The 25,954-nt window shown below is 71.1% G+C and carries 24 protein-coding genes and 1 pseudogene; 10 read left to right on the forward strand and 15 right to left on the reverse strand.

Features of this window, described 5'->3' with window-relative positions; all coding sequences use genetic code 11:
- Positions 1-111 precede the first annotated feature (111 nt).
- The 4 genes from ABZ272_RS31565 to ABZ272_RS31580 form a co-directional block, all read right to left on the reverse strand.
- On the reverse strand, positions 112-1,800 hold the full coding sequence (locus ABZ272_RS31565; RefSeq protein ID WP_355053594.1) for a methylmalonyl-CoA mutase family protein: 1,689 nt from the start codon (positions 1,798-1,800) through the stop codon (positions 112-114).
- A 106-nt stretch (positions 1,801-1,906) separates the two neighbouring features.
- Entirely contained in the window at positions 1,907-2,320 is a 414-nt protein-coding gene (locus ABZ272_RS31570; RefSeq protein WP_355053595.1) for an Asp23/Gls24 family envelope stress response protein, read from the reverse strand.
- Positions 2,321-2,465: 145 nt separating this feature from the next.
- Positions 2,466-3,470: a methylmalonyl Co-A mutase-associated GTPase MeaB gene (gene meaB, locus ABZ272_RS31575; protein WP_355053596.1), complete on the reverse strand. Its 1,005-nt coding sequence runs from the start codon at positions 3,468-3,470 to the stop codon at positions 2,466-2,468.
- Positions 3,467-4,651: an acetyl-CoA C-acetyltransferase gene (locus tag ABZ272_RS31580; protein WP_355053597.1), complete on the reverse strand. Its 1,185-nt coding sequence runs from the start codon at positions 4,649-4,651 to the stop codon at positions 3,467-3,469. The genes meaB and ABZ272_RS31580 overlap by 4 nt, the downstream gene beginning before the upstream one ends.
- A 61-nt stretch (positions 4,652-4,712) precedes the next feature.
- On the opposite strand from ABZ272_RS31580, the gene mce reads away from it, so the two are divergent.
- The 4 genes from mce (at position 4,713) to ABZ272_RS31600 (ending at position 10,808) form a co-directional block, all read left to right on the forward strand.
- Entirely contained in the window at positions 4,713-5,186 is a 474-nt protein-coding gene (gene mce, locus ABZ272_RS31585; RefSeq protein WP_355053598.1) for a methylmalonyl-CoA epimerase, read from the forward strand.
- A gap of 308 nt (positions 5,187-5,494) precedes the next feature.
- Positions 5,495-6,850 carry a crotonyl-CoA carboxylase/reductase gene (ccrA, locus tag ABZ272_RS31590; protein WP_355053616.1) on the forward strand — a complete coding sequence of 452 codons (1,356 nt, stop codon included), beginning with the start codon at positions 5,495-5,497 and terminating at the stop codon, positions 6,848-6,850.
- A gap of 286 nt (positions 6,851-7,136) precedes the next feature.
- Positions 7,137-8,402 carry a cell division protein DivIVA gene (locus tag ABZ272_RS31595; RefSeq protein WP_355053599.1) on the forward strand — a complete coding sequence of 422 codons (1,266 nt, stop codon included), beginning with the start codon at positions 7,137-7,139 and terminating at the stop codon, positions 8,400-8,402.
- A 177-nt stretch (positions 8,403-8,579) separates the two neighbouring features.
- Positions 8,580-10,808: a hypothetical protein gene (locus tag ABZ272_RS31600; protein WP_355053600.1), complete on the forward strand. Its 2,229-nt coding sequence runs from the start codon at positions 8,580-8,582 to the stop codon at positions 10,806-10,808.
- 69 nt (positions 10,809-10,877) lie between these two features.
- Here ABZ272_RS31600 and ABZ272_RS31605 read toward each other — a convergent pair whose 3' ends face one another.
- Positions 10,878-11,846, reverse strand: a complete 969-nt coding sequence (locus ABZ272_RS31605; protein WP_355053601.1) for a hypothetical protein — start codon at positions 11,844-11,846, stop codon at positions 10,878-10,880.
- Between the two features lie 105 nt (positions 11,847-11,951).
- Positions 11,952-12,284 carry a hypothetical protein gene (locus ABZ272_RS31610; protein WP_355053617.1) on the reverse strand — a complete coding sequence of 111 codons (333 nt, stop codon included), beginning with the start codon at positions 12,282-12,284 and terminating at the stop codon, positions 11,952-11,954.
- Between the two features lie 314 nt (positions 12,285-12,598).
- On the opposite strand from ABZ272_RS31610, the gene ABZ272_RS31615 reads away from it, so the two are divergent.
- From ABZ272_RS31615 to ABZ272_RS31625, 3 genes are all read left to right on the forward strand, one after another.
- The gene (locus ABZ272_RS31615; protein ID WP_355053602.1) at positions 12,599-13,408 is read left to right on the forward strand and encodes a helix-turn-helix transcriptional regulator; all 810 of its coding nucleotides are present in this window, start codon (positions 12,599-12,601) and stop codon (positions 13,406-13,408) included.
- Positions 13,399-13,590 (forward strand): DUF397 domain-containing protein, encoded by a 192-nt coding sequence (locus ABZ272_RS31620; protein ID WP_355053603.1) that lies wholly within the window; start codon positions 13,399-13,401, stop codon positions 13,588-13,590. Before ABZ272_RS31615 ends, ABZ272_RS31620 begins: the two co-directional genes overlap by 10 nt.
- Before the next feature lie 185 nt (positions 13,591-13,775).
- Positions 13,776-14,870, forward strand: coding sequence for an AI-2E family transporter (locus ABZ272_RS31625; protein ID WP_355053604.1), 1,095 nt, complete (start codon positions 13,776-13,778; stop codon positions 14,868-14,870).
- 48 nt (positions 14,871-14,918) lie between these two features.
- Here the strand turns inward: ABZ272_RS31625 and ABZ272_RS31630 are convergent, their stop codons facing one another.
- From ABZ272_RS31630 to ABZ272_RS31660, 7 genes and pseudogenes are all read right to left on the reverse strand, one after another.
- Positions 14,919-15,716, reverse strand: a complete 798-nt coding sequence (locus ABZ272_RS31630) for an alpha/beta hydrolase (RefSeq protein ID WP_355053605.1) — start codon at positions 15,714-15,716, stop codon at positions 14,919-14,921.
- A gap of 134 nt (positions 15,717-15,850) precedes the next feature.
- Positions 15,851-16,174, reverse strand: a complete 324-nt coding sequence (locus ABZ272_RS31635; protein ID WP_355053606.1) for a hypothetical protein — start codon at positions 16,172-16,174, stop codon at positions 15,851-15,853.
- A gap of 16 nt (positions 16,175-16,190) precedes the next feature.
- Positions 16,191-16,967 (reverse strand): hypothetical protein, encoded by a 777-nt coding sequence (locus tag ABZ272_RS31640; RefSeq protein ID WP_355053607.1) that lies wholly within the window; start codon positions 16,965-16,967, stop codon positions 16,191-16,193.
- A 374-nt stretch (positions 16,968-17,341) separates the two neighbouring features.
- Positions 17,342-17,837, reverse strand: a pseudogene (locus ABZ272_RS31645) (SigE family RNA polymerase sigma factor).
- Positions 17,838-17,877: 40 nt separating this feature from the next.
- A complete protein-coding gene (locus ABZ272_RS31650) occupies positions 17,878-19,668 on the reverse strand; it encodes a 3-hydroxybutyryl-CoA dehydrogenase (protein WP_355053608.1) in 1,791 nt (596 codons plus the stop codon).
- Between the two features lie 119 nt (positions 19,669-19,787).
- Positions 19,788-20,942 carry an alpha/beta hydrolase gene (locus tag ABZ272_RS31655; RefSeq protein ID WP_355053609.1) on the reverse strand — a complete coding sequence of 385 codons (1,155 nt, stop codon included), beginning with the start codon at positions 20,940-20,942 and terminating at the stop codon, positions 19,788-19,790.
- Between the two features lie 103 nt (positions 20,943-21,045).
- Entirely contained in the window at positions 21,046-21,462 is a 417-nt protein-coding gene (locus tag ABZ272_RS31660; RefSeq protein WP_355053610.1) for an FHA domain-containing protein, read from the reverse strand.
- A gap of 255 nt (positions 21,463-21,717) precedes the next feature.
- Here ABZ272_RS31660 and ABZ272_RS31665 point away from each other — a divergent pair, with 255 nt between their 5' ends.
- Complete coding sequence (locus tag ABZ272_RS31665; protein WP_355053611.1) at positions 21,718-23,214, forward strand: aldehyde dehydrogenase family protein; 1,497 nt, start codon at positions 21,718-21,720, stop codon at positions 23,212-23,214.
- Positions 23,215-23,293: 79 nt separating this feature from the next.
- Positions 23,294-23,953, forward strand: coding sequence for a class I SAM-dependent methyltransferase (locus ABZ272_RS31670; RefSeq protein WP_355053612.1), 660 nt, complete (start codon positions 23,294-23,296; stop codon positions 23,951-23,953).
- Between the two features lie 6 nt (positions 23,954-23,959).
- On the opposite strand, the gene nucS is transcribed toward ABZ272_RS31670, so the two are convergent.
- Positions 23,960-24,619: an endonuclease NucS gene (nucS, locus tag ABZ272_RS31675; RefSeq protein WP_355053613.1), complete on the reverse strand. Its 660-nt coding sequence runs from the start codon at positions 24,617-24,619 to the stop codon at positions 23,960-23,962.
- A 71-nt stretch (positions 24,620-24,690) separates the two neighbouring features.
- On the opposite strand from nucS, the gene ABZ272_RS31680 reads away from it, so the two are divergent.
- Complete coding sequence (locus ABZ272_RS31680) at positions 24,691-25,308, forward strand: DUF4126 domain-containing protein (protein ID WP_355053614.1); 618 nt, start codon at positions 24,691-24,693, stop codon at positions 25,306-25,308.
- Positions 25,309-25,414: 106 nt separating this feature from the next.
- On the opposite strand, the gene ABZ272_RS31685 is transcribed toward ABZ272_RS31680, so the two are convergent.
- Positions 25,415-25,954, reverse strand: a 540-nt coding sequence (locus tag ABZ272_RS31685; protein WP_355053615.1) for a hypothetical protein, incomplete at its 5' end; no start/stop codon positions are given.

Raw genomic sequence — 25,954 nt, forward strand, 5'->3', positions numbered from 1 at the left:
CCGCTGCCTCAAGCGCTACATCGCCCGACAGCTCTACCGCATCATCACCACCCACCACCGCACCGCCACTTGACAACCCCACTCACAGATCGACGGGGGTGGGGAGCGGGGTCAGAAGCGGGCGGGTTCGCGGTAGGTGCCCCACTCGGCTCGCAGGGCGTCGCAGATCTCGCCCAGCGTGGCCTCGGCGCGGACGGCGTCGAGCATGGCGGGGATCATGTTCCCGTCGGTGCGGCTGACCTCGACCATCCGGGTCACCGCCGCGCGCACCGCGGCCTCGTCCCGTGCGCTCTTGCGCTCGGCGAGCACCCGGCGCTGCTCCAGCTCCACCTCGTGCGAGATGCGCAGGATCTCCAGCTCCTTGGCGACCGTGCCGGTGTGCCGGTTGACGCCGACGATCTTCTTGTCGCCCTTCTCCAGGGCCTGTTGGTAGACGAACGCCGACTCGGCGATGTGCCCGGTGAACCAGCCGTCCTCGATGCCGCGCAGGATGCCCGAGGTCATCGGACCGATCTGGTGCGGCCCCTCCCCGCCGAGCTGGCGGATGCGGGCGAAGATCTCCTCCGCCTCGGCCTCGATCTTGTCGGTCAGCGCCTCGACGTACCAGGAGCCACCGAGCGGGTCGGCCACGTTGACCACGCCGGTCTCCTCCATCAGCACCTGCTGCGTCCGCAGGGCGATCTCGGCGGACTCGTCGGTGGGCAGCGCCAGGGTCTCGTCCAGCGCGTTGGTGTGCAGCGAGTTCGTGCCGCCGAGCACCGCCGCGAGCGCCTCGACGGCGGTGCGTACCACGTTGTTGACCGGTTGCTGGGCGGTCAGCGACACCCCGGCGGTCTGCGTGTGGAAGCGCAGCCACAGGGCCTTCTCACTGGTCGCGCCGTACACGTCGCGCAGCCAGCGGGCCCAGATCCGGCGGGCGGCGCGGAACTTGGCGATCTCCTCGAAGAAGTCGAGGTGCGAGTCGAAGAAGAAGCTCAGCCCGGGCCCGAACACGTTCACGTCGAGCCCGCGCGAGAGACCCAGCTCGACGTAGCCGAAGCCGTCGGCCAGGGTGTACGCCAGCTCCTGCGCGGCGGTCGAGCCGGCCTCGCGGATGTGGTAGCCGGAGACCGACAGCGGCTTGTAGCGCGGGATCTCGGCCGCGCAGTACTCCATCAGGTCGCCGATCAGGCGCAGGTGCGGCTCGGGGTCGAACAGCCACTCCTTCTGCGCGATGTACTCCTTGAAGATGTCGGTCTGCAACGTGCCGTCCAGCGTGGACAGGTCGGCGCCCTGCCTTTCGGCGGCGACCAGGTACATGCAGAACACCGGCACGGCCGGACCGGAGATCGTCATCGAGGTGGTGACGCCGGCCAGGTCGATGCCGTCGAAGAGCGCCTCCATGTCGGTGGCGGTGTCGATGGCGACGCCGCAGTGCCCGACCTCGCCGAGCGACTGCGGGTCGTCCGAGTCGCGGCCCATCAGCGTCGGCATGTCGAACGCGACCGAGAGACCACCGCCGCCGGCGCCGAGGATCATCTTGTAGCGCTCGTTGGTCTGCTGGGCGTTGCCGAAGCCGGCGAACTGCCGGATCGTCCAGGTCCGACCGCGATAGCCGGTGGGATACAGACCCCGGGTGTACGGGTACTCGCCCGGCCAGCCGATGCGCTCGAAGCCCGGGTAGGAGGTCCCCTCGGGCGGCCCGTAGACGGGGTCGACCGTCATCCCGGAGAGCGTGGTGAAGTCGGCGTCCCGCTTGCGCGCGGAGTCGTACCGGGCCTGCCAGCGTGCCCGTCCGGCGGCGATCTCGTCGGCGTCCATGCGCGGGGCTCCTCCTCGGTTCCTCGACCAGCACACCGAGTGTAGAGCCCCTGCCTGAACGATCGCTAAGTCGCGTCGTACCGGCGGGTAACCAGACGGTCCGTGGTCAGCCGGCGGCGCCCGGCTGGTTCATCTCGATGTCGTCCACCGTGACGTTGACCTGCGTGACCGACAGGCCGTACTTCTCCACCGCCTCGATGACCGCGGCCCGCACCGCCTCGGTCACGTCGGCCACGACGGAACCGGCGTCGATCACCAGGACCACGTTGACGACGGCCGAGGTGCCCTTCACGTCGGCCGAGACGCCCCGGCGGGCGTCGCCCACCTCGTCCAGGCCGACCTTGTCGAGCACGCTGTTGAAGAAGCGGGCCACGTCACCGCCGAGGTCGGCGACACCGGGAACCGCGCGAGCGGCCGCACCGGCGATCTTCTCCACCACCTCGTCGGACACCGACGTCACACCCCGGGCCGCGCCCGTCGTCGGCTGCGTCGTGCCGGCGTTCTCCACCGCGTCCGTCATGCTCACGTCTCCCCTGGTCCGGTGCACTGTGGACCGCCCTGATCGTCGGCCCGCCGCGTGGCAGCTCGCTGCCGGCCGCGAGCCTACTAAAACCGGAGGGCGCTTCGCGTCCAGGCGCGCGCATCGCGCGGCCGTTGACGCCGGGTCAGTTCGCCAGTTGGGCGAGCAGCTCGTCCGCCGCCGCGTACGGGTCGAGGTCACCGGCAGCGACGGAGGCGGCGAGCGTGCTCAACTCCGTACCGTCGCGCAGGGAGCCGATCCGGGCGCGGAGGGCGCCGAGCGCGATGGCCTCGATCTCGGCGGCGGCCCGCGCCTCCTGCCGGCGACGCAGCTCGCCGTGCTCGACCAGCCAGCCGCGGTGCTTGTCGATGGCGGCGGCGATGTCGTCGATGCCCTCGCCCCGCGCGGCGATGGCACGGACCACCTGCGGTCGCCACTGGCCCGGTCCGCGCTCGCCAAGCGCGATCATGCCCTGGATGTCGCGGACCGTGGCGTCGACGCCGTCCCGGTCGGCCTTGTTGACCACGAACACGTCGGCGATCTCCAGGATGCCGGCCTTGACGGCCTGGATCGCGTCGCCCATGCCCGGGGCGAGCAGCACCAGCGTGGTGTCGGCCAGCGAGGCCACCTCCACCTCGGCCTGCCCGACGCCGACGGTCTCCACCAGCACCACGTCGCAGCCGGCGCCCTCCAGCACCCGGACCGCCTGCGGCGTCGCCGCCGCCAGCCCGCCGAGGTGGCCCCGGCTGGACATCGACCGGATGTAGACGCCCGGGTCGGTGGCGTGGTCCTGCATCCGCACCCGGTCGCCGAGGATCGCCCCGCCGGTGAACGGGCTGGACGGGTCGACCGCCAACACGCCCACCCGATGGCCCCGCGCCCGCAGCGCGCGGACCAGCTCGTTGGTGGTGGTCGACTTGCCCACCCCGGGCGAGCCGGTCAGCCCGACCACCTGGGCCTGCCCGGCGTACGGCGCCAGCGCGGCGGCGATCGCCGGCAGCAGCGCGTCGCCGTTCTCCACGAGGGTGATCAGGCGGGCCACCGCCCGGGGGTCACCGGTGCGGGCCCGCTCGACCAGCAGCGGTACGTCCCGGCTACGGCGCACCGACGTGACTCCCGCCGCCGGAGCGTGCCCGGTCGCCTCGCTCACTGCGCCGGAACGTGGATGATCAGCGCGTCACCCTGGCCACCGCCGCCACACAGCGCCGCCGCGCCGGTGCCACCGCCGCGCCGCTTCAGCTCCAGGGCGAGAGTGAGTACGAGACGCGCGCCGGACATGCCGATCGGGTGCCCCAGGGCGATCGCGCCGCCGTTGACGTTGACTTTGTCCGGGCTGATGCCGAGGTCACGCGTGGACTGGATGCCGACCTGCGCGAAGGCCTCGTTGATCTCGATGAGGTCCAGGTCCTCGATGCTCAGGCCGCCCTTCTTGAGGGCGTGGTTGATCGCGTTCGACGGCTGCGAGTGCAGGGAGTTGTCCGGACCGGCCACGTTGCCGTGCGCGCCGACCTCCGCCAGCCAGGTCAGGCCCAGCTCGGTGGCCTTGGCCTTGCTCATCACGACCACCGCGGCGGCGCCGTCGGAGATCGGCGAGGAACTGCCGGCGGTGATGGTGCCGTCCTTGGTGAAGGCGGGCCGCAGCTTGGCCAGCGACTCCGCGGTGGTGTCCGGCCGGATGCCCTCGTCGTCGCTGATCACCAACGGGTCACCCTTGCGCTGCGGGATCAGCACCGGGGTGATCTCCTCGGCGAAGTGGCCGTTCTTCTGCGCGGCGGCGGCCCGCTGGTGGCTAGTCGCGGCGAACGCGTCCTGCTCCTCGCGGGTGATGCCGTGCTTCGTGCCGAGCCGCTCGGTCGACTCGCCCATCGAACAGCAGTCCCAGGCGTCGCTGAGCCCGTCGTGCGCCATGTGGTCCTTGACCACCACGTCGCCGTACTTGTAGCCGGTGCGCTGACCCATCAGCAGGTGCGGGGCGTTGGTCATCGACTCCATCCCGCCGGCCACCACGATGTCGAACTCGCCGGCCCGGATGAGCTGGTCGGCGAGGGCGATCGCGTCCAGGCCGGACAGGCAGACCTTGTTGATGGTCAACGCCGGCACGGACATCGGCACGCCGGCCTCGACCGCCGCCTGCCGGGCCGGGATCTGACCAGCGCCGGCCTGGAGCACCTGGCCCATGATCACGTACTGGACCTGGTCGGGGCTGACACCCGCCCGCTCCAGGGCCGCCTTGATGGCGATCCCGCCGAGCTTGGTGGCCGGGAGATCCTTGAGGTTGCCCAGCAGCCGGCCCATGGGGGTCCGCGCGCCGCTGACGATCACCGAAGCCATGCCTGCCTCCGAGGGGGTGCCGAGCTGTACGCCTGAACGATGGTTCGGCCAGACTAGCGCCATGACAGAGAACTCCCCCGTCGAGCCCGGTGCGGACTACGTCACAGACATCGGACTTCGCAAGATCGACCACGTCGGCATCGCCGTCGCCGACCTGGACGCCGCGATCGACTTCTACCAGCGGACCTTCGGGATGCGCTGCGTACACGTCGAGACCAACGCCGAACAGGGCGTACGGGAAGCGATGCTGGCCGTCGGGCCGACCGCCGAGGGCGGCTGCGTGCAGTTGCTCGCCCCGCTCAGCCCGGAGTCGACGATCGCCAAGTTCCTGGATCGCAACGGGCCGGGCGTGCAGCAGGTCGCGTACACCGTGGCGGACATCGACGTGGCCTGCGCGGCGCTGCGCGAGCGGGGGATGCGGCTGCTCTACGACGAGCCGCGACGCGGCACCGCGGACAGCCGGATCAACTTCGTCCACCCCAAGGACGCGGGCGGCGTCCTGATCGAACTGGTCCAACCCGCCGCAGCGCACTGACGGCCTGAAGGAAGGGCCCTTTGTTAACGCCTCGTGCATAGCAGGGGGCCCTTCCTAACGCCTGGCGAGGGCGCGCTCGCACGCACGTCTCTGCGCGGTTCTCGCGCTGGTCGGGCACCTTCACGCATCGGCGGATGCAGTTTTTCACAGAGGACTTCCGGCTTTAGCTACCGTTCAGTAACGTCCCGGCCCACAGGAGCGCGGCCGGTGCCGGATGTGTCGAATGCCGACATGGCGGTCGCGTCCCACCGGCGCCGACGATGGCAGCACCCGGGCCCGCGCGGGTGTGGGACGAACCGGAGGTCACCGTGCAGGACATCCTCGAAGCGATCATGGCGGCGGAGGAATCGAACGACCCGGACCGGGAACTGGCCGGCGTCGCCGGACTCCCCGTACCGGAGAGTTACCGGGGCGTGGTCGTCCGCGCCGAGGAATCCCGGATGTTCGACGGCATGTCCACCCGGGACAAGGACCCCCGCAAGGCGCTGCACGTGCAGGAGGTGCCGACGCCGGAACTCGGACCGGGCGAGGCGCTGATCGCCGTGATGGCCAGCGCGATCAACTACAACACGGTGTGGACCAGCATCTTCGAACCCGTGTCCACCTTCCGGTTCCTGGAGCGCTACGGCCGGGTCTCCGAGCTGACCCGCCGGCACGACCTGCCGTACCACGTGGTCGGTTCGGACGCGGCCGGCGTGGTGCTGCGTACCGGTCCCGGGGTGACCCGGTGGGTGGCCGGTGACGAGGTCGTCGCGCACTGCCTCTCGGTCGAGCTGGAGGACGCCGCCGGGCACGACGACACGATGCTCGACCCGCAGCAGCGGATCTGGGGATTCGAGACCAACTTCGGCGGGCTGGCCGAGCTCGCCGTGGTCAAGGCCAACCAGCTCATGCCCAAGCCGCGCCATCTCACCTGGGAGGAGGCCGCCAGCCCGGGGCTGGTCAACTCGACCGCGTACCGGCAGTTGGTCTCCCACCACGGTGCCAACATGAAGCAGGGCGACGTCGTGCTGATCTGGGGCGCGTCCGGTGGCCTCGGCGGGTACGCCACCCAGATGGCCCTCAACGGCGGCGCGATCCCGGTCTGCGTCGTCTCCTCGCCCGAGAAGGCCGAGCTGTGCCGCAGCATGGGCGCGGAGCTGGTCATCGACCGGGCCGCCGAGGGCTTCCGGTTCTGGAAGGACGACCAGACCCAGGACCCGGACGAGTGGCGGCGGTTCGGTGAGCGGATCCGCGAACTCACCGGCGGAGAGGACCCGGACATCGTCTTCGAGCACCCCGGTCGGGAGACGTTCGGCGCGAGCGTCTACGTGGCCCGGCGCGGAGGCACCATCGTCACCTGCGCGTCCACGAGCGGTTTCCAGCACCAGTACGACAACCGCTACCTCTGGATGCATCTCAAGCGGATCGTGGGCAGCCACTTCGCCAACTACCACGAGGCGTGGCAGGCCAACCGGCTGGTCGCGCTCGGCAAGGTGCACCCGACGGTGTCCCGCACCTACTCGCTCGAGCAGACCGGTCAGGCCGCGTACGAGGTGCACCGCAACGCGCACCAGGGCAAGGTCGGCGTGCGCTGCCTCGCGCCGTCGGACGGGCTGGGCGTCCGGGACGGGGAGCTGCGGGCCCGGCACGAAGCGGCGATCAACCGGTTCCGGGGGCACTGAGCGGGACACCGGCCGGACGGATGAGCACCCGGTGGCCAATGCGGTGATCGGCCATTGTTCTTCCACCCCCAATTGCCCGAACCCATCCGGGTCGAACAAAGGGCCACGGGAGACACCCCGTGGCCCTTTTTCGCGTCACGCTGCGTGGCGTCCGCCCGGCCCGGGACCTGCCAAGATCGCCGATTGGTCCGACCCCGGAGGCCAGGGCAGTTGACCATGTAAAGAGGAGACGAAAGCTTCGTACCGCTCTTGCGAAGCACCCTGGGGCGTCTGCCAGTATGTCCCAATGCCCCAGCAGCAGTCCTCCCCTCTCGCGTTCTTCGATAACGCGAACTCGCAGCCAGATTTCACCGTTGGCCTGCGCGGATACAACACTCACCAGGTCGATGACTTCATCGGCCGGATGACCGCCGCGCTGACCCAGTCCGAGCAGGCCCGTGCCGAGGCCGAGCAGCGGATGAACGACGCCCAGCGTCGTCTCCGCCAGGCCGAGCAGCGCATGAGTGCGCTGGAGCAGAAGCTCACCGACACCAACAAGCAGCTCGAAGAGAACAGCCGGCCCACCCTCTCCGGTCTCGGCACCCGTGTCGAGCAGATCCTCCGGCTCGCCGAGGAGCAGGCCAACGACCACCGCAACGAGGCCAAGCGCGAGTCGGAGGGCATCCTCTCCGCGGCCCGCCTCGAGGCGCGGGAGATCACGGACAAGGCTCGCGCCGAGGCCGCCGCGATGAAGGCCACCGCGGAACGCGAGGCGGGCAACCTGCGTACCGCCGCCGAGCGCGAGGCCGCCGAGGTCCGGGTGCAGGCCCGCCGCGAGGCCGACACGCTGCGCGCCGACGCGGACCGCGAGACCAAGCAGCTCCGGACGGTCACGGCCCACGAGGTGGCCGAGCTGAAGTCGACAGTCGAGCGGGAGGTGGCCACCCTGCGGGCCACCGCCGAGCGCGAGATCACCCAGCACCGCTCGAAGGCCGCCCGCGAGGCCGAGGAGAAGCGCGCCGAGGCCACCAAGCTGCTGACCGACGCGCGCGACAAGCGCGACAAGGACCTCCAGGCTCTGGAGCTGCAACTCGCCGAGCGGCGCGAGAAGGCCGAACGCGAGGAGTCCGAGCGGCACGCCGCCCAGGTGGCGCAGACCCAGAAGATGGTCAGCGAGGCCGAGCAGCGCGCCCGCGGCGCCCAGGAGCGCGCCAAGGAGATCGAGCAGCGCGCCGAGGCCCGCCGGGTCGAGTCGGAGCGCCACGCCAACGAGACGATCGACAAGGCCAAGGCGCTCTCCGACAAGACGCTCAACGAGGCCAAGGCCGAGTCGCAGCGCCTGCTCAGCGAGGCTCGCACCGAGGCCGAGCTGACCACGCAGGCCGCCCGCCGCGAGGTTGACGACCTCACCCGGCAGAAGGACGCGGTCACCTCGCAGCTCGGGCAGATGCTCTCCGGGCTCGCCGGCATCGTGCCCGGCGTTCCCTCGTCGCCGCCCGCCGCGGCGGCGAAGTCCGAGACGAAGAAGACCGACGGCGCTCCGGAGCGGGTCACCGCGGAGACCGCCGGCTGACGCGAGGCGTCAGGTTGGGGCATCGACGGCGCGAGGTGACACCGGGTAACCGGTGTGACCTCGCGCCGTGTGCGTTTCCCAACCCTTGGTGTGGTGCCGTCGCCACGGAGTGAAGTAGGTCCCACAAGCGGCGTCCGTATCGCCCCAGCCGCGGGCGATGCGTGTGAGGATGGGGGCATGTCGCACGGCGAGGAACTGTTCGCTCTCGGCGGGGACGTGACCACGGAGCCCAGCTTCGAGTCCGCTCTCCGGGGGTACGAGAAGAAACAGGTTGACCGGTACGTCGCACGTGCCGAGCACGAGATCGCGACTCTCGCCGCCGAACGGGAACAGGCCTATACACAGATCCACAAGCTCGCCGGCCAGGTCGAGGTGCTGCAGCGGGATCTGACCCAGGTCCGCAAGCAGATGAACGTGGTCGACCGGGCTTCCTTCCGGCATCTGGGTCCCCGGGTCGAGTCGATCCTCACCCTCGCCGAGGAGCAGGCCGAGCAGATCCTGTCCGCGGCCAACGAGGAGATCGACGCCCGTCGGGCCGCCGCCGAGCACATCATCGAGGAAGCCCGCGAGCAGGCCGCCCGGGCATTGAAGGACTTCGAGATCGCTCTCGCCGCCCGGCGGCAGGAGGAGGAGCGGCACAGCGCCTCCCGCCGCGCCGAGGCGGACGCGACCCTGCGCTCGGCCAAGGACGAGTCGGCAAAGCTGCGCAAGGCGGCGCAGGACGAGCTGGCCAAGGCCCAGCAGGAGGCCACCCAGCTTCGGGACGCCGCCAAGGAGATCCACACCCGGGCCCAGCAGGAGGCCACCAAGCTGCGCGAGGAGGCCCGCGAGGCGCTGGCCACCGCCCGCCAGGAGGCGGCGGAGCTGCGCGAGGCGGCCAAGGAAGTGCACGTCAAGGCCCAGCAGGAGGCCAAGCGGCTCACCGACACCGCGACCGAGGCGGGCCGGGCGACCCACGCCAAGGCCCAGCAGGAGGCCAAGCAGATCATCGACGACGCGTCGATGGCCGGCCGGGCCACCCGCGCCAAGGCCCAGCAGGAGGCGGAGCGGCTCACCACGCAGGCGTCCGAGGCGTCCAAGCGCAGCCGGGCGGAGACCGAGGCGTACGTGCAGCGCATGCGCGGCGAGACCGAGGCGTACGTGCAGCAGTCCCGGGCGCAGACGCAGCAGGAGCTCGGCGCCTGGCGGGCCGGCGTGGAGCAGGAGGTCAACTCCCGGCGCGAGGCGGCCGATCGGGAGCTGGCCCAGCGCCGGTCCACCGCCGAGCAGGAGTTCGCCAAGCGCCGCGACGAGCTGGACAAGCAGCACGAGTCCCGCCAGCAGGAGCTGGAGTCGGGCTGGACGGCACGCCGCGAGGAGCTGGAGACCTCCTACACCGCACGCCGCGACGAGCTGGAGACCGAGTTCACCACCCGCAAGAACGAGATCGAGCAGGGCGCGGACGCCATCCGCCAGGCGGCCGAGGCGGACGCGGCGAGCCTGCGCCAGCGCGCCGAGACCGAGTCCGCCGAGATGCTGAGCCGCGCCGAGACCGAGGCGGGCGACAAGCGGCGCAAGGCCGACGAGCACGTCGCGGCCTCGCGCCGCCAGTTCGAGGAGTACGCGGCCACCACCCAGCAGCATCTCGCGACCACGCAGCAGCACCTGGCAGCGACGCAGCAGGAGGCGGCGGCGGGTCGGCAGCAGCTCGCTCAGGTGATGTTGGAGATCGCGCAGGCCCAGCAGCAGCTCGCCGACCTGCGGCAGGAGACCTGGAAGGCCCGGCAGGAGTCCGACGAGATCGAGCGCCAGATGGCCGAGCTGCGGCTGCGCACCATCACCGGCCCGGTCGACGGTCCGACGGCGACAGGCGACCGCCCCGACGCGCCGGCCAGTGCCGCGACCGTGGCGGCCAACGGCGGTGCCGCGACCGTGACGGCGGGCAGCGGGACCGGTCCGGGCGACGGCGACGGTTCCGCCGTGCCGGCCGAGGCCGCGACCGTGTCGGCCAGCGGGGGCAGCGGCCCGGGCGACAGTGACGACGCCACCGCCGGTGACGGTACGGCCGGTAGCGGAGCGGCGGGTGACGGTGCTGGCGGTCGCGATGCGGCGGGTGGCGGTGCTGGCGGTAGCGATGCGGCGGGTGGCCTCAAGGCCGCGCCCGCCGACGTCCGGCAGCCGGCGAACGCCAGTGCCGACGAGGCCGGCGCTCGACCGGTGGCCGAGCCGGTGACGACTGTCGACGGTGGCACGGCCAGCGCCGGGGTGGACGGCGAGCCGACGGTGGCCGCTGTTCCGGGCGAGGGTGGCCGGGGCGCCAAGCCAACCAAGATCACCAGTACGGGTGAGAACGGTAAGCGGCCCACCAAGCCGACCACCGACGAGCGCAGCGCCAAGCCCAGCAAGGTCACCATCGAGAAGGACTGACGAGCGCCCACACCGAGCGTCGAAATCTTGGACAGTCTCCGTTCAGCGCGAACGGAAGCTGTCCAAGATTCATTTACGCGACCTCGGCGCAGGGCTGGGGGTCCAACCGGCTGCCACGAGAGCACGGCGGACGGTCTCGGCGACCTCGTCGGGGCGGGCGCGAACCAGCCAGGCCGGAAAGCGCAGAATCCGATCGCCGCTGGTCCAGACGTCGTTCTGCCGACGCATGTCCGCCGCCCACTGCTTGGCGTCCATGTGATGCGCGCCGTCGATCTCCACCTGCACCCGCCACTCCCGCCAGTACGCGTCCAGCCAGCGGTTGCGGCCAGCCGCGTCGACCCGGTGTGTCTCCAGGTCGGGGGCGGGAAGCCGGTACCGGCGGCACAGCCGCAGAAAATCGATCTCGGAGAGCGCCTGCGCCCCGCCAGCGATGTCGCCGATGGTCTGCCCGATCAACCGACGGCGCGGGGCTCGAGAGAGAACGTCGAGCACCGCCTGCAACTCCTCCGGCAGCACCCTGCGTTGCTGGCATCCGGCGGCCAGCACCGCCTGCGCCTCGTCCACGCCGACCGCCCAGCCCGCCGCGTCCACTAGAGCCCGCGCCGTCGTGGTACGTGGCGGCCGGGCGAGCTGGAGGTGCGCCTCGGGCAACACCGTGGTGCGATGCACCAGCACCGCCGGCATGTCGATCGGAAGCCGACGCAGACTGGTCCGCGCGGCACGACGATCGGCCGGTACCAGCACGTGCAGCGGCTCTCGCCGCAGTCCCCGTACCCCGGCTTCGGCGGCGGCGGTTGCCCCTGCCAGCACCGCGCCCGGCCCGGCTGCCAGCACCGCCACCCAGAGCTGCTGGTCGCGGGTGAGTCGGCCGTTGCCGACCAGCAGAATTCCCCGGCAGATCCACCTCCACCGGCCGGAGCGCACCCGGCCCCGCACCTTCCCCTCGCTGAGCAGCCCGGAGACCTGCGTGGTCGTCAGCACGCCCGCCTGCTCGAAGGCGAGCCAGTCGAGTGCGTCAGCGTCATCGGCGGGCAGCATCCCGACAGCTTTCGCCGTCGACCTGCTACGTCACCACCAGATCTTGGACACTTTCCGTTAGCTCGTGACGGAAATTGTCCAAGATCTGCACGGATACGGCGGGGTCTAGCTGACGTCCGGGGGTGGATCGATGATCGGGCGGCGGAACGGCCCCCACGCCACGAAACGTTCGAACAACTCTCTGGGCGTCGGCCCGTCGTCGTAGGGATTGAGCTGGTAGAGGTCGTGCGCTGCCTCGTGGTAGAGCCCGGCCAGGTAGATGGTCAGCGCGGCGGGGTCTTCGTCGAACTCCGCCTTGAGCAGCAGCCGGGCGTCCGCACAGGGCCATGGTCGACCGTCGGCCCGGCAGCACCACATGGGTCGCAGCGGAGTGTGCGGCGTCCGCGCGCCGCAGGGTCGGGGGAACGCGGGGTACGGCCCAAGTCGCGGCTGGGGCAGCCCCGATGCCGGCGTACGGCCCCGGTCACCCGATCCAGAGCCCGACGGCGTGCATCTCGACCGGGGCGCTGCGGTGCCGGGCAGCGCGCGACCGGCACGGCGAGAGCTGGGCATGGGTACCTCCTCGACTGGAAACGGTTGCGCCGCCGGGGACTGGGCTTGCGGCGACGACAGCCACACGATCCGGTACGTGACAGTCTGCTGACCAGGCCACTACGGTCGGAAGGCGTCACCGTGTTCGGCGGCGGCGGTGTGTCGACGACACGGCGCGCCGGGACAGTTGGTGGAATCGACCCTCGACCTGCGGAGGCACTGTGGAAGGCGACACCGCGCCGACGGCCGACATGATCCGCGCGCAGTTGCGCCGGCTGCGGACCGCCGCCGGGATGAGCCAGGAGGATTTCGGCCGGCTGGTCCACTATTCCGGCTCGATGGTGTCGGCGCTGGAGCTGGGCCAACGACCCTTGGACCGGCTGTTCCTGGCCCGCGCCGACGAGGTGCTGACCACCGACGGCCTCCTCGTCCATTTGCTCAAGCTCGCCGAGCGGGACGGTCAGCCGAGCTGGTTCCGCCCGTGGCTGGATGCCGAGCGAAGCGCCCGCCAGCTGCGGTGCTTCCAATCCACGCTGATTCCGGGGCTGATTCAGACCGAGAACTACGCCCGCGCCGTGATCCGTTGCGACGACCTGCTCAGCGACGACGAGGTGGAACGCCGAGTCCACGCCCGCTTGGACCGCCAGTCGCTGCTGACGCAACCGGATCCGCCGCAGTTCGTGGCGGTGGTGGACGAGTTGGTGCTGCGGCGTGCCGGGGAGGAGATCCGCGGTTTGATGGTCGAGCAGCTCACTCACCTCGTCGCCAGTCTGGAGCGACCACACGTCAGCCTGCACATCATTCCGGCCGACGCCGGGCTGCACGTCGGCCTCTCCGGACCGTTCAACCTGGCTCGCGGTGCCGATGGTGGTTGGGTGGGGCACATGGAGCACCAGATTGACGGTCTCGTGGTCGATGGCGAACATGAGGTGGCTACGCTGCTGGCGCGTTGGGAGATGATCAGAAACAGGGCGTTGTCCCGCCGCCAGTCGATCGAACTGATGAAGGAAGTTGTGACCTCATGGACCTGACCGGCGCGCTCTGGCGCACGTCCAGCCGTAGCGGCAACGGCGAGTGTGTCGAGGTGGCGGACAATCTGCCCGGCGTCGTGGGGGTGCGGGACAGTAAGGACCCGTCCGGCACGGTCCTGGTCTTCGCGCCGGTCGCGTGGCGGACGTTCGTGGCCGCCACCCGTCGTCTCTCCGCCGCCTGAGCCGGAGGTCCTCGGTGCCGCAGCGCGACCCCTCCGGCGACGACCCGGCCATGCCCCCTGGTCCCCCGTCAGCGAAAACCCCACCACCAGCGGATGGGCCACCACCAGCGGATACGCCACCACCAGCGAAAACGCCACCGCCGGCGAAGACGCCGCCACCAGCGGAGACGCCTCCGCCGGTCCCGGTGCCGGCTCCGGGATTCGACCCGGACGAGCCCCCGGCGGTCCCGTCGGGAAAGTTCGGCACGCCGGGGCGTCCGCTGCGGCGCAGCAGTTTCCTGGTCGGCTTCACCGGCGCGTTGGGCGTGCTGCTGGCGTACACCCTCTATCTGGGGATCCGGAATGCCGGCGGCATTCTGGTGCTGGTGGTGATCGCGCTCTTCTTGGCGGTGGGCCTCAACCCGGCGGTGGTGCGCCTGCGCACCTGGGGTGTACCTCACGGCCTGGCGGTGACGGTGGTGGCGCTGACCGTTGTGCTGCTGCTCTGCGGCGGCATCGTGGCGCTGGTTCCGCCGATCGTGACGCAGTCCGGGCAGTTCATCGACCAGATCCCGAGCCTGCTCGACGAGTTGCGTCGCAATCCCACGGTCAACGACCTGGTGGAGCGGTACGACGTGGTGGAGCGGGTGCAGGGCGCGGCCAACGCCGACACCATCGGCCGGGCCCTCGGCGGGGTCCTCGGCGGCGCCCAACTGATCTTCGGCACGGTGTTCCGGACGCTGACCGTGCTCGTGTTGACCATCTACTTCCTGGCCTACTTCGACAAGCTGCGTTCCCTGGGCTACGCGCTGGTCCCCCGGTCGCGTCGGGAGCGAGCGGCGTTGATCGGCGATGCGATCCTCACCAAGGTGGGCGCGTACATGGTCGGCGCGTTGAGCATCGCGGTCCTGGCCGGCGCGACCACGTTCGTCTTCGCGCTGATCGTCGGCCTGCCATACCCGTTCGCGCTGGCCGTGGTCGTCGCCGTCACCGATCTGATCCCGCAGATCGGCGCGACCCTGGGCGCGGTCATCGTGAGCCTGGTCGGCTTCGCCGCCGACCTGCCCACCGGCATCGCCTGCGCGGCGTTCTTCCTCGTCTACCAGCAGGTCGAGAACTACCTGATCTACCCGAAGGTGATGCGGCGCTCGGTCGAGGTCAACGAGGTCGCCGCTCTGCTGGCGGCGCTGCTCGGCGTGGCGCTGCTGGGCGTGGTGGGCGCGCTGATCGCCATCCCCACGGTGGCCGCGCTGCAACTGATCCTGCGTGAGGTGGTGCTCCCCCGCCAGGAACGCAACTGACGCCGCCGGAAGCGGAACGGACGCCGCCTCGAGCGGGATCGCGCGGGGTCAGTCGGCCGGGCGGGGTACGGGCGTGTCGGCGAAGGCGGCCACCGTCCGGTCGGCGTACGCGCTGACGTCGCCGGTCTCCATCGGCCCGTCCCAGGTCGTCGGCAGGGGCACGGCGACCCCGGGGTTGACCCGCTTGACGATCTCGTCGAGCACCGTCTCCGCGTCTCCCACCCAGAGGTGCTTCGCACCGGGCACCCCGACCACCTCGGCCTGCGGCACCGCCGCGAACCGCTCCCGCGCCTCGGCCGGACGCAGGTAGTCGTCGAACTCGGGCACCAGCGCCACCAGCGGCCGACCGGACGTGGTCCAGGTCGCCAGGTCGTCCGGCGTCGAGAAGCGCAGCGGCGGGGAGAGCAGGATCGCTCCCGCCACGGCCGGGTCGCAGCCGTACTTGAGGGCCAGGTCGGTGCCGAACGACCACCCGACCAGCCAGATGTTGGGCAGTTCGGCGAACTCGGCGTACTCGATGGCGGCGGCCACGTCGTACCGCTCGCCGACCGCGCCGTCGAACGCGCCCTCGCTGGTGCCGCGCACGCTGCTGGTGCCCCGGGTGTTGAACCGCAGCACGGCCAGGTCGGCGAGCGCCGGCAGCCGCCAGGCCGCCTTGCGGAACACGTGGCTGTCCATCATCCCGCCGTGCGTGGGCAGCGGGTGCAGGCAGACCAGGGTGGCCACCGGTGGCCGGTCGGCCGGCAGGGCCAGCTCGCCCACCAGCCGCAGCCCGTCGGCGGTGTGCAGCTCGATGTCCTCCCGGCGGCCGGGCAGGATCGACGACGCGCGGATCGCTGTGCTCACCGCCCCAGTCTGTCGCGAAGTCGGCGTCGCCGCCCGCGCAGGCACGAACAGCGTGATCCAGGTCGCTGAGCCGTGGCTCGGAACGCCCCGGCAGGGTCGCCGAGCCGTGGCGCGAGGCGCCCCGGCCAGGTCGCTCAGTAGCGCGGCGCTCCCCGGCCGCGCTGCACCGACGGGCCACGCCGCTCCCGGGCCCGCCAGCAGCCGCTGTGCCAGTGCCGGCGGTCGGTCAGGTCACCCAGACCGTCGGCCGGCCAGGCCACCAGGTGCGCCACCCCGGGCCGGATCTCCTGGTCACACCCCGGACAGCGGTACGTCTTGACCGACGCGCCCGCCCCGATCCCGCGTACCTGCCAGGCGCCGTCGGTCCACTGCTGCACCGAGGCGACACCCTGGCGAGCCCGGTCGGCGTCCAGGTTGGCGTTCTCGTCCCGGCGAGGGCGATTGCGACGGGGGCTCACGCACCCAAGGTTACGGTCACTCCCAGCTGGCCGGCTCGCCAAGGTCGTCGGCCACCCGGAGCCCACCGATCACCGTGCTGACCTCCGCGTCCGTTGGGGGCCGCTCCCAGCGGTTCTCGTACCCTATCGACAGCAGCGTGTTGGGGATGCCGAGCACGTGCCAGAAGTCGCCCATGTCGAACACCGGTCGGCCGGCGATCGTGCGATTGGCCGTGGCCCGGTCAGGTTTGGGCGGACCGGGTGAATAGTCCAGACGCACCGGCAAGGTGGCCGCGCCCTCGAGAGCGACCGTCAACGCCGCTTCGGTGCGGTCCGAAGCCACTGCGGGCATCTGTGTCGGCGTCGTGGTACCCGCCACGTTCACGATGCGGGGCCAGAACAGCTGCCGCACCGCCACCTCGCAGGCGCTGATCCGGGCACCCCGGGGCAAGGCGGTCAGTTGAATCGGCGCGACACACCGCCGGGCCTCGTCGAACCGGAGTGCCTCCGCCGCCCTGCGGACCTCGGCGTTGGTCTCCCCGAGAGCCGCGACCCGGACGTACAGGCCGGGAACGGGCTGCCAGCGCAGCACCCAACCCTTCGCGACCCTGTCCAGCTGGCGAATCACCCCGTTGTACCTCGACGCGGCGTCCACGCTCCGGCCGGGCGAGACATGATCGTTGTCGCCTGTGCCGGCACCCGCCTTGTCGGGGCCGATGTCGTGAAGCTGACCCGGGTCTCCGATCTCGGCCGTCTGCGGGTCAGCGGCAACGACCACCATCGCCTGTACGCCGTCACCCAGGTCCAGTCGCATGCTCTCGACCTGCCCGGCGGAGCGCCAGGCGACCGGTTTGGCGGCTGACGGATCGACCCCGAAGTGCAGCAGGTGTGGGTCCGCGCCGACCAGGTCAGGGCGTGCAGCTGCCCCCGACACCCCCGGTGCCCGGGGCGGAGTGACCACGACCGGGCTGGGCGTGACGGCGGGCTGCGGCGGCGCGGCCGACGGCGTACGCAGGGCCACACCCGCTCCGAGCGTCACCGCGACGCCGACCGCTGCCCCGATGACGGCACGTCGCCGCCGTCGACGGGCCCGTCCCCCGTTCACCGCCGCCGTCATCAGGCGGTCGGTGTCCACGGGCCCGTCGGCGTGCTCCCGCATAGCCCGTGCGATCCACTCGTCGAGGTCGGTCACGGCCGGCTCCCGTTCGTCGTGGAAACGCCGTGGCGCTCCCGAAGCTGGCTGAGCGCCCGCATCGCATGAGTGCGGACGGTGACCGGAGAACAGCCGAGGATCTGGGCGATGGTGAGGTCGTCGAGGTCCTCGTAGTAGCGCAGCACGAGCACCGCACGCTGCCGGTCCGGCAGGCCGAGGATCAGTCTCCACATCTCGTCCCGGTCGGCCGCGTCGCTGCTGAAGTCGCCGCGCCCCCGGCCGGTCGGCGAACTCCGCCCTGGCCATCTCGCGGCTGGATCGGCGACGCCACCAGGAGGTGTTGGCGTTGACCATCATCCGGCGCACGTAGACGTCCGGGCGGTCAGCACGGGAGATCTTCCGCCAGTGCACGTACGCCCGGGACAGCACGTCCTGGGTAAGGTCCTCGGCCCGGTGCTCGTCACCGGTCAGCAGTCGAGCCAGCCGGACGAGCGCTGGCCCGCGACTGCTGACGTACTCCTCGAAGGTCACACCACTCAGACGCCGTCGCCGGTGACCGGTGTTGACGCGGTCAGCGGTGCGAGTGGTCGCGGAAGCCGCGACGGGTCTTGCGACCCAGGTAGCCGGCGGTTACCAGGTGTTCCAGCAGCGGCGCGGGCGCGAAGCCCGGCTCGCGCAGCTCCAGGTACAGCTCCCGCTGAATCGCCAGCGAGACGTCCAGTCCCACCACGTCGAGCAGCTCGAACGGGCCCATCGGGTAGCCGCAGCCCAGCTTCATGGCGTGGTCGATGTCGTCGGCCGTGGAGTAGCTGGCCTCCAGCATCTTGACCGCGTCGTTCAGGTACGGAAAGAGCAGCGCGTTGACGATGAACCCGGACCGGTCGCCGCAGACCACGCCGGTCTTGCCGAGCGCCGCGCAGACGGCCCGCGCGGTCGCGGTGGTCTCCGGTGAGGTGCGGATGGTACGGACCACCTCGACCAGCGGCATGACCGGCGCCGGGTTGAAGAAGTGCAGGCCCACCACGTCGGCCGGCCGCTGGGTGGCCATCGCCACGTCGATCACCGGCAGGGACGAGGTGGTGGTGGCCAGCACCACGCCCGGCTTGCAGATCTCGTCGAGGCTGGCGAAGAGGGCCTTCTTGACGCTCAACTCCTCGACGACCGCCTCGACGACCAGGTCGACGTCGGCGAGGTGGTCGAGGGTGGCCGTCCAGGTGATCCGGCCCAGCGCGGCGTCCCGGTCGGCCTCGGCGAGCTTGCCCCGGACCACGCCCTTGTTCAGCGACGTCTTCACGGCCTCGCAGACCGACGCGGACTTCTCCGCGCCCCGGGTCACCGAGACGACCTCGTACCCGGCCCTGGCGAACACCTCGACGATCCCGGTGGCCATCGTTCCGGAGCCCACGATGCCGACCTTGGTGATGGCGCGCGCGCCGTCGGCGAGCGCGGCGTCCGCCGCCGGCGGCGTCGTTCCATCGGGTACGACCTTCGGCGAACCGGGCCGCTCGTAGGTGTAGAAACCCCGACCGGACTTGCGGCCCAGCAGCCCCGCCGTGACCATCTGCTTGAGCAGCGGCACCGGGGCGTGTCGGCGGTCCCGGCCGCCCCGCCGGTACATGGTGTCCAGGATCTCGTACGCGGTGTCCAGGCCGATCAGGTCCATCAGCGCCAGTGGGCCCATCGGCAGGCCGCAGCCGAGCTTCATCGCGGCGTCGATGTCCTCCCGCGTCGCGTAGTGCGACTCGAACATCCCGACCGCGTGATTGAGGTAGCCGAAGAGCAGCGCGTTGGCGATGAAACCGGCCCGGTCGTTGATGGTGACGTCGACCTTGCCGAGCCGGGCGCACAGCGCCTCGACGTCGGCCACGACCTCGGGCGCGGTGACGACCGTGCGGACCACCTCGACCAGCTTCATCACCGGGGCCGGGTTGAAGAAGTGGATGCCGATCACCTGGTTGGGCCGGCTGGTGGCCACCGAGATCTCGGTGACGCTCAGCGACGAGGTGTTGGTGGCGAGGATGGCCTCCGGCTTGCAGACCCGGTCCAACTCAGCGAAGATCCGCTGCTTGAGGTCCAGGTGCTCGGGCACCGCCTCGATGACCAGGTCCACCGAGTGCAGCGCGTCCAGCCCGACCGCGAAGCGCACCCGCTCGTGCAGGGCGTCGCGGTCCGCCTCGGCGAGCTTGCCCTTGGCGACCGCCCGGTCGGTGGAGCCCTTCAGGGTGGCCCGACCGCGCTCCAGCGCCGGCTCGGCGATCTCGACCGCGAGGACGTCGATGCCGTTGCGGGCGAAGACCTCGACGATGCCGGCACCCATGGTGCCCAGCCCCACGACACCGACGGTGCTGAACTCGCGCGCCACGACCGGCCTCCCCAGACACTCCGCACGGCCACTGAACGGCCGCTAAGGTATGCGCGCGAGTCTGCCACGTGCCGCAGGCTTGTCGAGACGCCGTGGGATATTTCACCCACGACGCGGCCCTAGCCGGCCCGCGCGTCGGTCAGCGCCAGCAGCTCCGCCACGAACTCCCCCGGGCGCTCCAGGTGCGGGCTGTGCCCGCAGCCGGGCAACACCACCTCACGGTACGCGCCGCCGGCCGCCGCGTACCGCTCCAGCACCGCCCGGGTCTGGCCGACCATCGGTTGCGGCGGGCAGGCCTGCGCCCCCGGCCATCCGGGTACGACACCCAGCGAACCGAGGTACGCCAGGTCCAGCAGCGACGTGTCCGAGACGATCACGTCGGCGTCGCCGCGTACCCAGGTGACCGGAGGCTTCTCGGCGACGGCCACCAGCTCGTCGGCGAGCCGGAACCAGGTCGGCGCGAGCGCGTTCAGCACGCCCCGCTTCCCGGGGACGGTGCCGGGCCAGTTCTCCGACTCCGCCGACGTGCCCGGGTAGTTGTCCTCGCCGATCGCGGTGGACAGCACACTGTCGAGCAGCAACTCCTCGTCGACGCCGAGCGAGGCCGGATCGGCCACGTAGGTCGCCCGCAGCACCTGACGCGGGCTGGCCGGGCCCTCGGTACTCCGGTCGCCCGCCGCGAGCCGGGCCACGAAGTCCCGGTTGGCGGTGCCCGCACCGGTACCGGCGAAGTCGGGCGTGGTCGGCGTACCACTCAGGTCGCGCGTGCCACCGAAGCCGTACGGCGACACGGGCGCGGCAAGCAGTAGCGCCCCCACCCGGTGTGGATGGTCGACCAGCAGCCGCATGGCGACTCCCCCACCGAGGGAGTGCCCGACCACGACCGGCCGGACCCCACCACCGGTGTCGACGCCACTGCCGTCGGCGCCGCTGCTGTCAGCGCCACTGCCGTCGGCGCCGCTGCTGTCAGCGCCGCTGACGTCGGCGCCGCCCGGGAAGAGCGTCGGGTCGTCCAGCAGGGCGGCGACGTCGTCGGCGAAGTCCCGCAGGCCCCGGGTGGCGTCCACTCCAGCGGTCGCCGAGTCGCCGAACCCGCGCAGGTCGGGAGCGACGACCCGCAGCGTCGGTGGCAGCCGTCGGATCAACGGCTCCCAGAACAGCGAGGAGGAGCAGTTGCCGTGGACCAGCAGCACCGGAGTTCCGTCCGGCGGACCGGCCACCCGCACCGCCTGGCGTATGCCGTTCGCCGTCACGACCCGCTGCTCGGTCTCCATCCGCGGCATGCTGCCACGTCGGTCCACGTGGGTCCAGGTGTCGGACAGCCACCGGGCGGCACCGCCGGAGTGTGGCCGACGGCCGGTGTTCGTCCCGGCCGGGTCAGCGGCGGACGCCGGGTGGTGTGGCCAACGGCAGTGGCAGCGTCGGTCGGATGTCGCGTCGGGACACCCCGAAGCTGAGCCCGACCGGATCCGTGTGGGCGACCCCCGGATCGAACAGGCGCAGCTCGGTGCGGCCGAGCCGGATCACGTCGCCGTCGCTGAGGCGCTCCACCTCGGTGATCCGGCGGTCGTTGACCCAGGTGCCGTTGGTCGAGCCCAGGTCGCGCAGCGACGCGCCCTCCGGGGCCAGCCACACCTCGGCGTGCCGGCGACTCAGATGCGGGTCGCTGATGACCACGTGGCCGGTCGGCGCCCGACCGATCACCTGCGGCTCGACCCGCAAGCGAAAGCTTGCTCCGCGCATCGGCCCACCGGCGACCGTCAACAACGGCATCAGTTCCGGATGTTCCTCCATGGACAGTCAGCCCTCCACCCCACACCATTACTCCGCGCGTCAGCCTGCCATCAGACGGTAATCGTCAATACCGACCGGCCGGTCAGCTCCTCGTCACCTCCCGGTCACCCGCCGTTCGACGATTCGGACGGCCACCCCTCGGCACTGCGCACCTGACCTGCACTGATCAACGAGTGGACGCGTGGACGCGACTCCCACCCCGGCACCCGAAATCGCGGCCTACCGATGAGTAATCTTCGGGTCTAGACTTCCGCCATGACGGCTGTGCATGTCCCCGGCACCCCCCTCATCGAGGCGCACGAGCTGGTCTCCACCAGTCCGGCCACCGGCGTCGAGGCCGGCCGCCTCCCGGCCGCCACCGACGCGGACGTACGGCAGGCCGTCGAGCGCGCGCGTTCCGCCGCCCAGTGGTGGGCCGGTCTGGGCTTCAGCGGCCGTCGCCAGCGGATGCTGCGCTGGCGCGCGCTGCTCGCCAAGCGCGTCGAGCAGCTCGCCGAGTTGATGCACGTCGAGGGCGGCAAACCGGCCGCCGACGCCATCGTCGAGATCGCCAGCGCGATCGAACACGTCGACTGGGCCGCCCGCAACGCGGACCGCGTGCTCGGTCCACGCCGGGTACGGTCCCGGCTCGTCCTCGCCGAGTTCTCCGCGCACCTGGAATACCAGCCGCACGGCGTGGTGGGTGTGATCGGGCCGTGGAACTACCCGGTCCTCACCCCGCTCGGCTCCGCCGCGTACGCCCTGGCCGCCGGCAACGCCGTCGTGCTCAAGCCCAGCGAGTACACGCCCGTCGTCGGCCAGTGGCTGGTGGACACGTTCGCGGAGGTGGTGCCCGAGCAGCCGGTGTTCACCGCCGTACACGGGCTCGGCGACGTCGGGGCGGCGCTGTGCCGGTCCGGGGTCGACAAGGTGGCCTTCACCGGCTCCACCGCGACCGCCCGCAAGGTGATGGCCGCCTGCGCCGAGACCTTGACGCCGGTGCTGATCGAGGGCGGCGGCAAGGACGCCATGATCGTCGACAGCGACGCCGACCTGGACGCCGCTGCCGAGGCGTGCGTCTGGGGCGCCATGACCAACGCCGGTCAGACCTGCATCGGCATCGAGCGCGTCTACGCCGTCGACACGGTCTTCGACGCCTTCGTCGACAAGGTGGTGACCCGCGCCGGCCGGCTGACCGTCGGCCCCGACGGCGCCGACATCGGACCGATCACCATGCCCGGCCAGATCGACGTGATCCGCCGCCACATCGAGGCCGCCGTCAGCTCCGGTGGTCGCGCCCTGGTCGGCGGCCCGGACGCGGTGCAGCCACCGTATGTGCATCCGACCGTGCTGGTGGACGTACCGGAGGAGTCGGCCGCCGTCCGCGAGGAGACCTTCGGTCCGACGGTGACCATCAGCCGGGTCCGCGACGCCGACGAGGCCGTGGCCCGCGCCAACGCCGTGTCGTACGGCCTGGGGGGTTCGGTCTTCGGCCGGCGGCGTGCCGTGAGCATCGCGCGGCGCCTGCGCTCGGGGATGACCTCGGTCAACTCCGCCCTGACCTTCGCCGGGATGTCCACTCTGCCGTTCGGCGGCGTCGGCGACTCCGGCTTCGGGCGGATCCACGGCGAGGACGGCCTCCGCGAGTTCGCCCGCGCCAAGGCCATCACCCGGCGTCGGGCGCGCTCACTGCTGCCGTCGATGACGTTCGACCGCACCCCGACCGACGTGGCACGCCTCGTCAAAGCCATCAAGGTGATGTACGGCAGGTGAGTGTCGGATAGCCGATCTGCGCACTGATCGGTGTATCAACATGTTTGGTCGTCGTACGCACGGCGGTACATTGCGTTAAATGGGCCACAATCGATTGCGACACCGCCTTGTCGACAGTGACCAGTCGTGGAGCGCTCGGCAGCGGCGTCGTCGTTCGGAGTGGCTGGCGCGCACCTTCCCCGACATCGGCGACATGCACGTCGTCGACCTCGGCGGCCGGCTCGGCACCTGGCACCGCGCCACCGTGCGGCCGGCCCGCGTCACCGTGGTCAACCTGGAACAGCCGCCCGCAGCCGTACCCGAGTGGGCCCACGTCGAGCAGGCCGATGCCTGCGACCTGCCACCCCGTGTCGCGAACGGCGCCTACGACCTGGTCTTCTCCAACTCCGTGCTGGAACACGTCGGCGGGCACGAGCGCCGGCTCCGGTTCGCCGCCGCGACCCGGTCGCTGGCCGATCGGCACTGGGTGCAGACGCCCTACCGCTACTTCCCCATCGAGCCGCACTGGATCGCGCCCGGCATGCAGTTCCTGCCGATCCGGATGCGCACCGCGCTCGCTCGTCGTTGGCCCCTCGGCCACAAACCGACCCGCAGCCACGAGGCCGCCATCCACCAGGTGCTCTGGACCGAACTGCTGGACCGCTCGCAGATGCGCCACTACTTTCCCGACTCGACAATGCTCGTCGAGCGGGTCTTCGGCCTGCCGAAGTCGTTGATCGCGGTACGGACCGGGCGGTGAGCCGGATCAGAAGAGGGTCAGCTCGTCCTTCTCGATGCCACGCAGCCGGTCGTAGTTGACGACGACGCACCGGATGCCCCGGTCGGCGGCGAGCACCCGGGCCTGCGGCTTGATCTCCTGCGCGGCGAACACCCCGGTGACCGGGCTGAGCAGCGGGTCACGGTTCATGAGTTCGAGGTAGCGGGTCAACTGCTCCACGCCGTCGATCTCGCCACGCCGCTTGATCTCGACGGCCACGGCGCCGGAGTTGGCGTCCCTGCACAGCAGGTCCACCGGACCGATCGCCGTCATGTACTCGCGGCGCACCAACGTGAACCCCTCGCCCAGCACAGTCGGGTTGGCCGCCAGCAACTCCTGCAGGTGCGCCTCCACCCCGTCCTTTCGCAGGCCGGGATCCACACCCAGCTCGTACGAGGTGTCCTGGAAGACCTCCTCCAGGGTGATCCGCAACTCCTCGCCGGCCTTGTTGACCACCCGCCACACGCCGGGGGCCTCCTCCAGCCGGCACGGCGGGCTCATCCAGTTCAGCGGCTTGTACGCACGGTCGTCGGCGTGAATCGACACCGACCCGTCCGCCTTCACCATCAACAGCCGGGTCGCCAGCGGCAGGTGAGCCGAGAGCCGTCCGACGTAGTCCACCGAGCACTTCGCAATGACCAACCGCACCCGACGAGGGTAGCCGAGCACCCCGCAGCCGCCACCGAGCGGCACTGGCGCGTCGGTGCGATGCTGAGATCGTGTTCGAAGTCCTCACCGGCACCGGCCTCGCCGCCTCGGCGGGTCTGAACGCCTACATACCCCTGCTCGTCCTCGGCCTGCTCGGCCGCTACACCAACCTGATCGACCTGCCCAGTGGCTGGACGTGGCTCGGCAACGGCTGGGTCATCGTCATCCTTGCCGTCCTGCTCGCCGTCGAGATGGTGGCGGACAAGGTGCCGGTCGTCGACCACGTCAACGACGTGGTGCAGACCGTCGTCCGGCCCACCGCCGGTGGCCTCGCTTTCGGGGCCGGCTCGTCGTCGGAGACCGTGACCGTCAGCGACCCGGGGAGCTTCTTCTCCAGCCACCAGTGGGTGCCGGTCGCCACCGGCGTACTCCTCGCCTTCGGTGTACACCTACTCAAGTCCGCCGCACGCCCGGTGATCAACGCGACCACCGCCGGATTCGGCGCCCCGGTGGCCAGCACCGCCGAGGACGCGACGAGCGTGGTGATGTCCCTGGTCGCGGTCATCCTGCCGGTGCTCGTCCTCGCCTTCCTGGTGGGTATGGTCGTCTTCGTCTACTGGTTCCTGCGTCGACGCTCCGATCGCCGCCGGGAACGCGAGGCGGCCCGCGCCGCAGGCTTCCGCGTCTGACCTCCGGCGCGCCCTCCGCACTGGAGGACGCGCCGGCCGCGCGTTGGCAATCTGAAGGTACGGCGATGGCCGGCACCCGTTGTCGGGTGCCGGCCATCGGTGGTTCTTAGCTGTTCCAGTACTGGCCGACCAGGTCGGTGGCCTGCTGTTCCCACTGGGCGTAGGCGTCGGGGTAGGCCGAGACCTGGACGGTCTGGGCGGCGTCGGTCAGGGGCATGTCCTGCCAGCGGTCAACCTGCTTGAGGCCCTTGAGGAACGCCGTCGTCGAGTACTCGGGGTTGGTGATCTGCTCCGGCGTACCCCAACCGCTCGACGGGCGCTGCTGGAACAGACCCAACGAATCATGGTCGTTCATGTCGCCTAGGTGGCCCAGGTTCTCCAGCTTCGACTCCTGCAGGCTCGTCGCGATCGAGATGACCGCGGCCCGCTCGGGCAGACCCGCCTTCTTCGTGGCCGCGATGATGGCCTTGGCGTTGGCGGTCTGCTCACCGTTGAGGGTGATGTGCGACTGGTCGCCCTGCGGCTTGGGCGCCGCGGTCTGCACCGCGACAGCGGTGGCGGGCTTGGCGTCCATGGCCGGGTTGGCGTGGGCGGCGATGGGGCCGGCGAAGACGCCACCGGCGAACGCGAGACCAGCGATGGACAG

This window comes from Micromonospora sp. NPDC005979 (assembly GCF_040614415.1).
In the GTDB taxonomy this organism is placed as follows: domain Bacteria; phylum Actinomycetota; class Actinomycetes; order Mycobacteriales; family Micromonosporaceae; genus Micromonospora.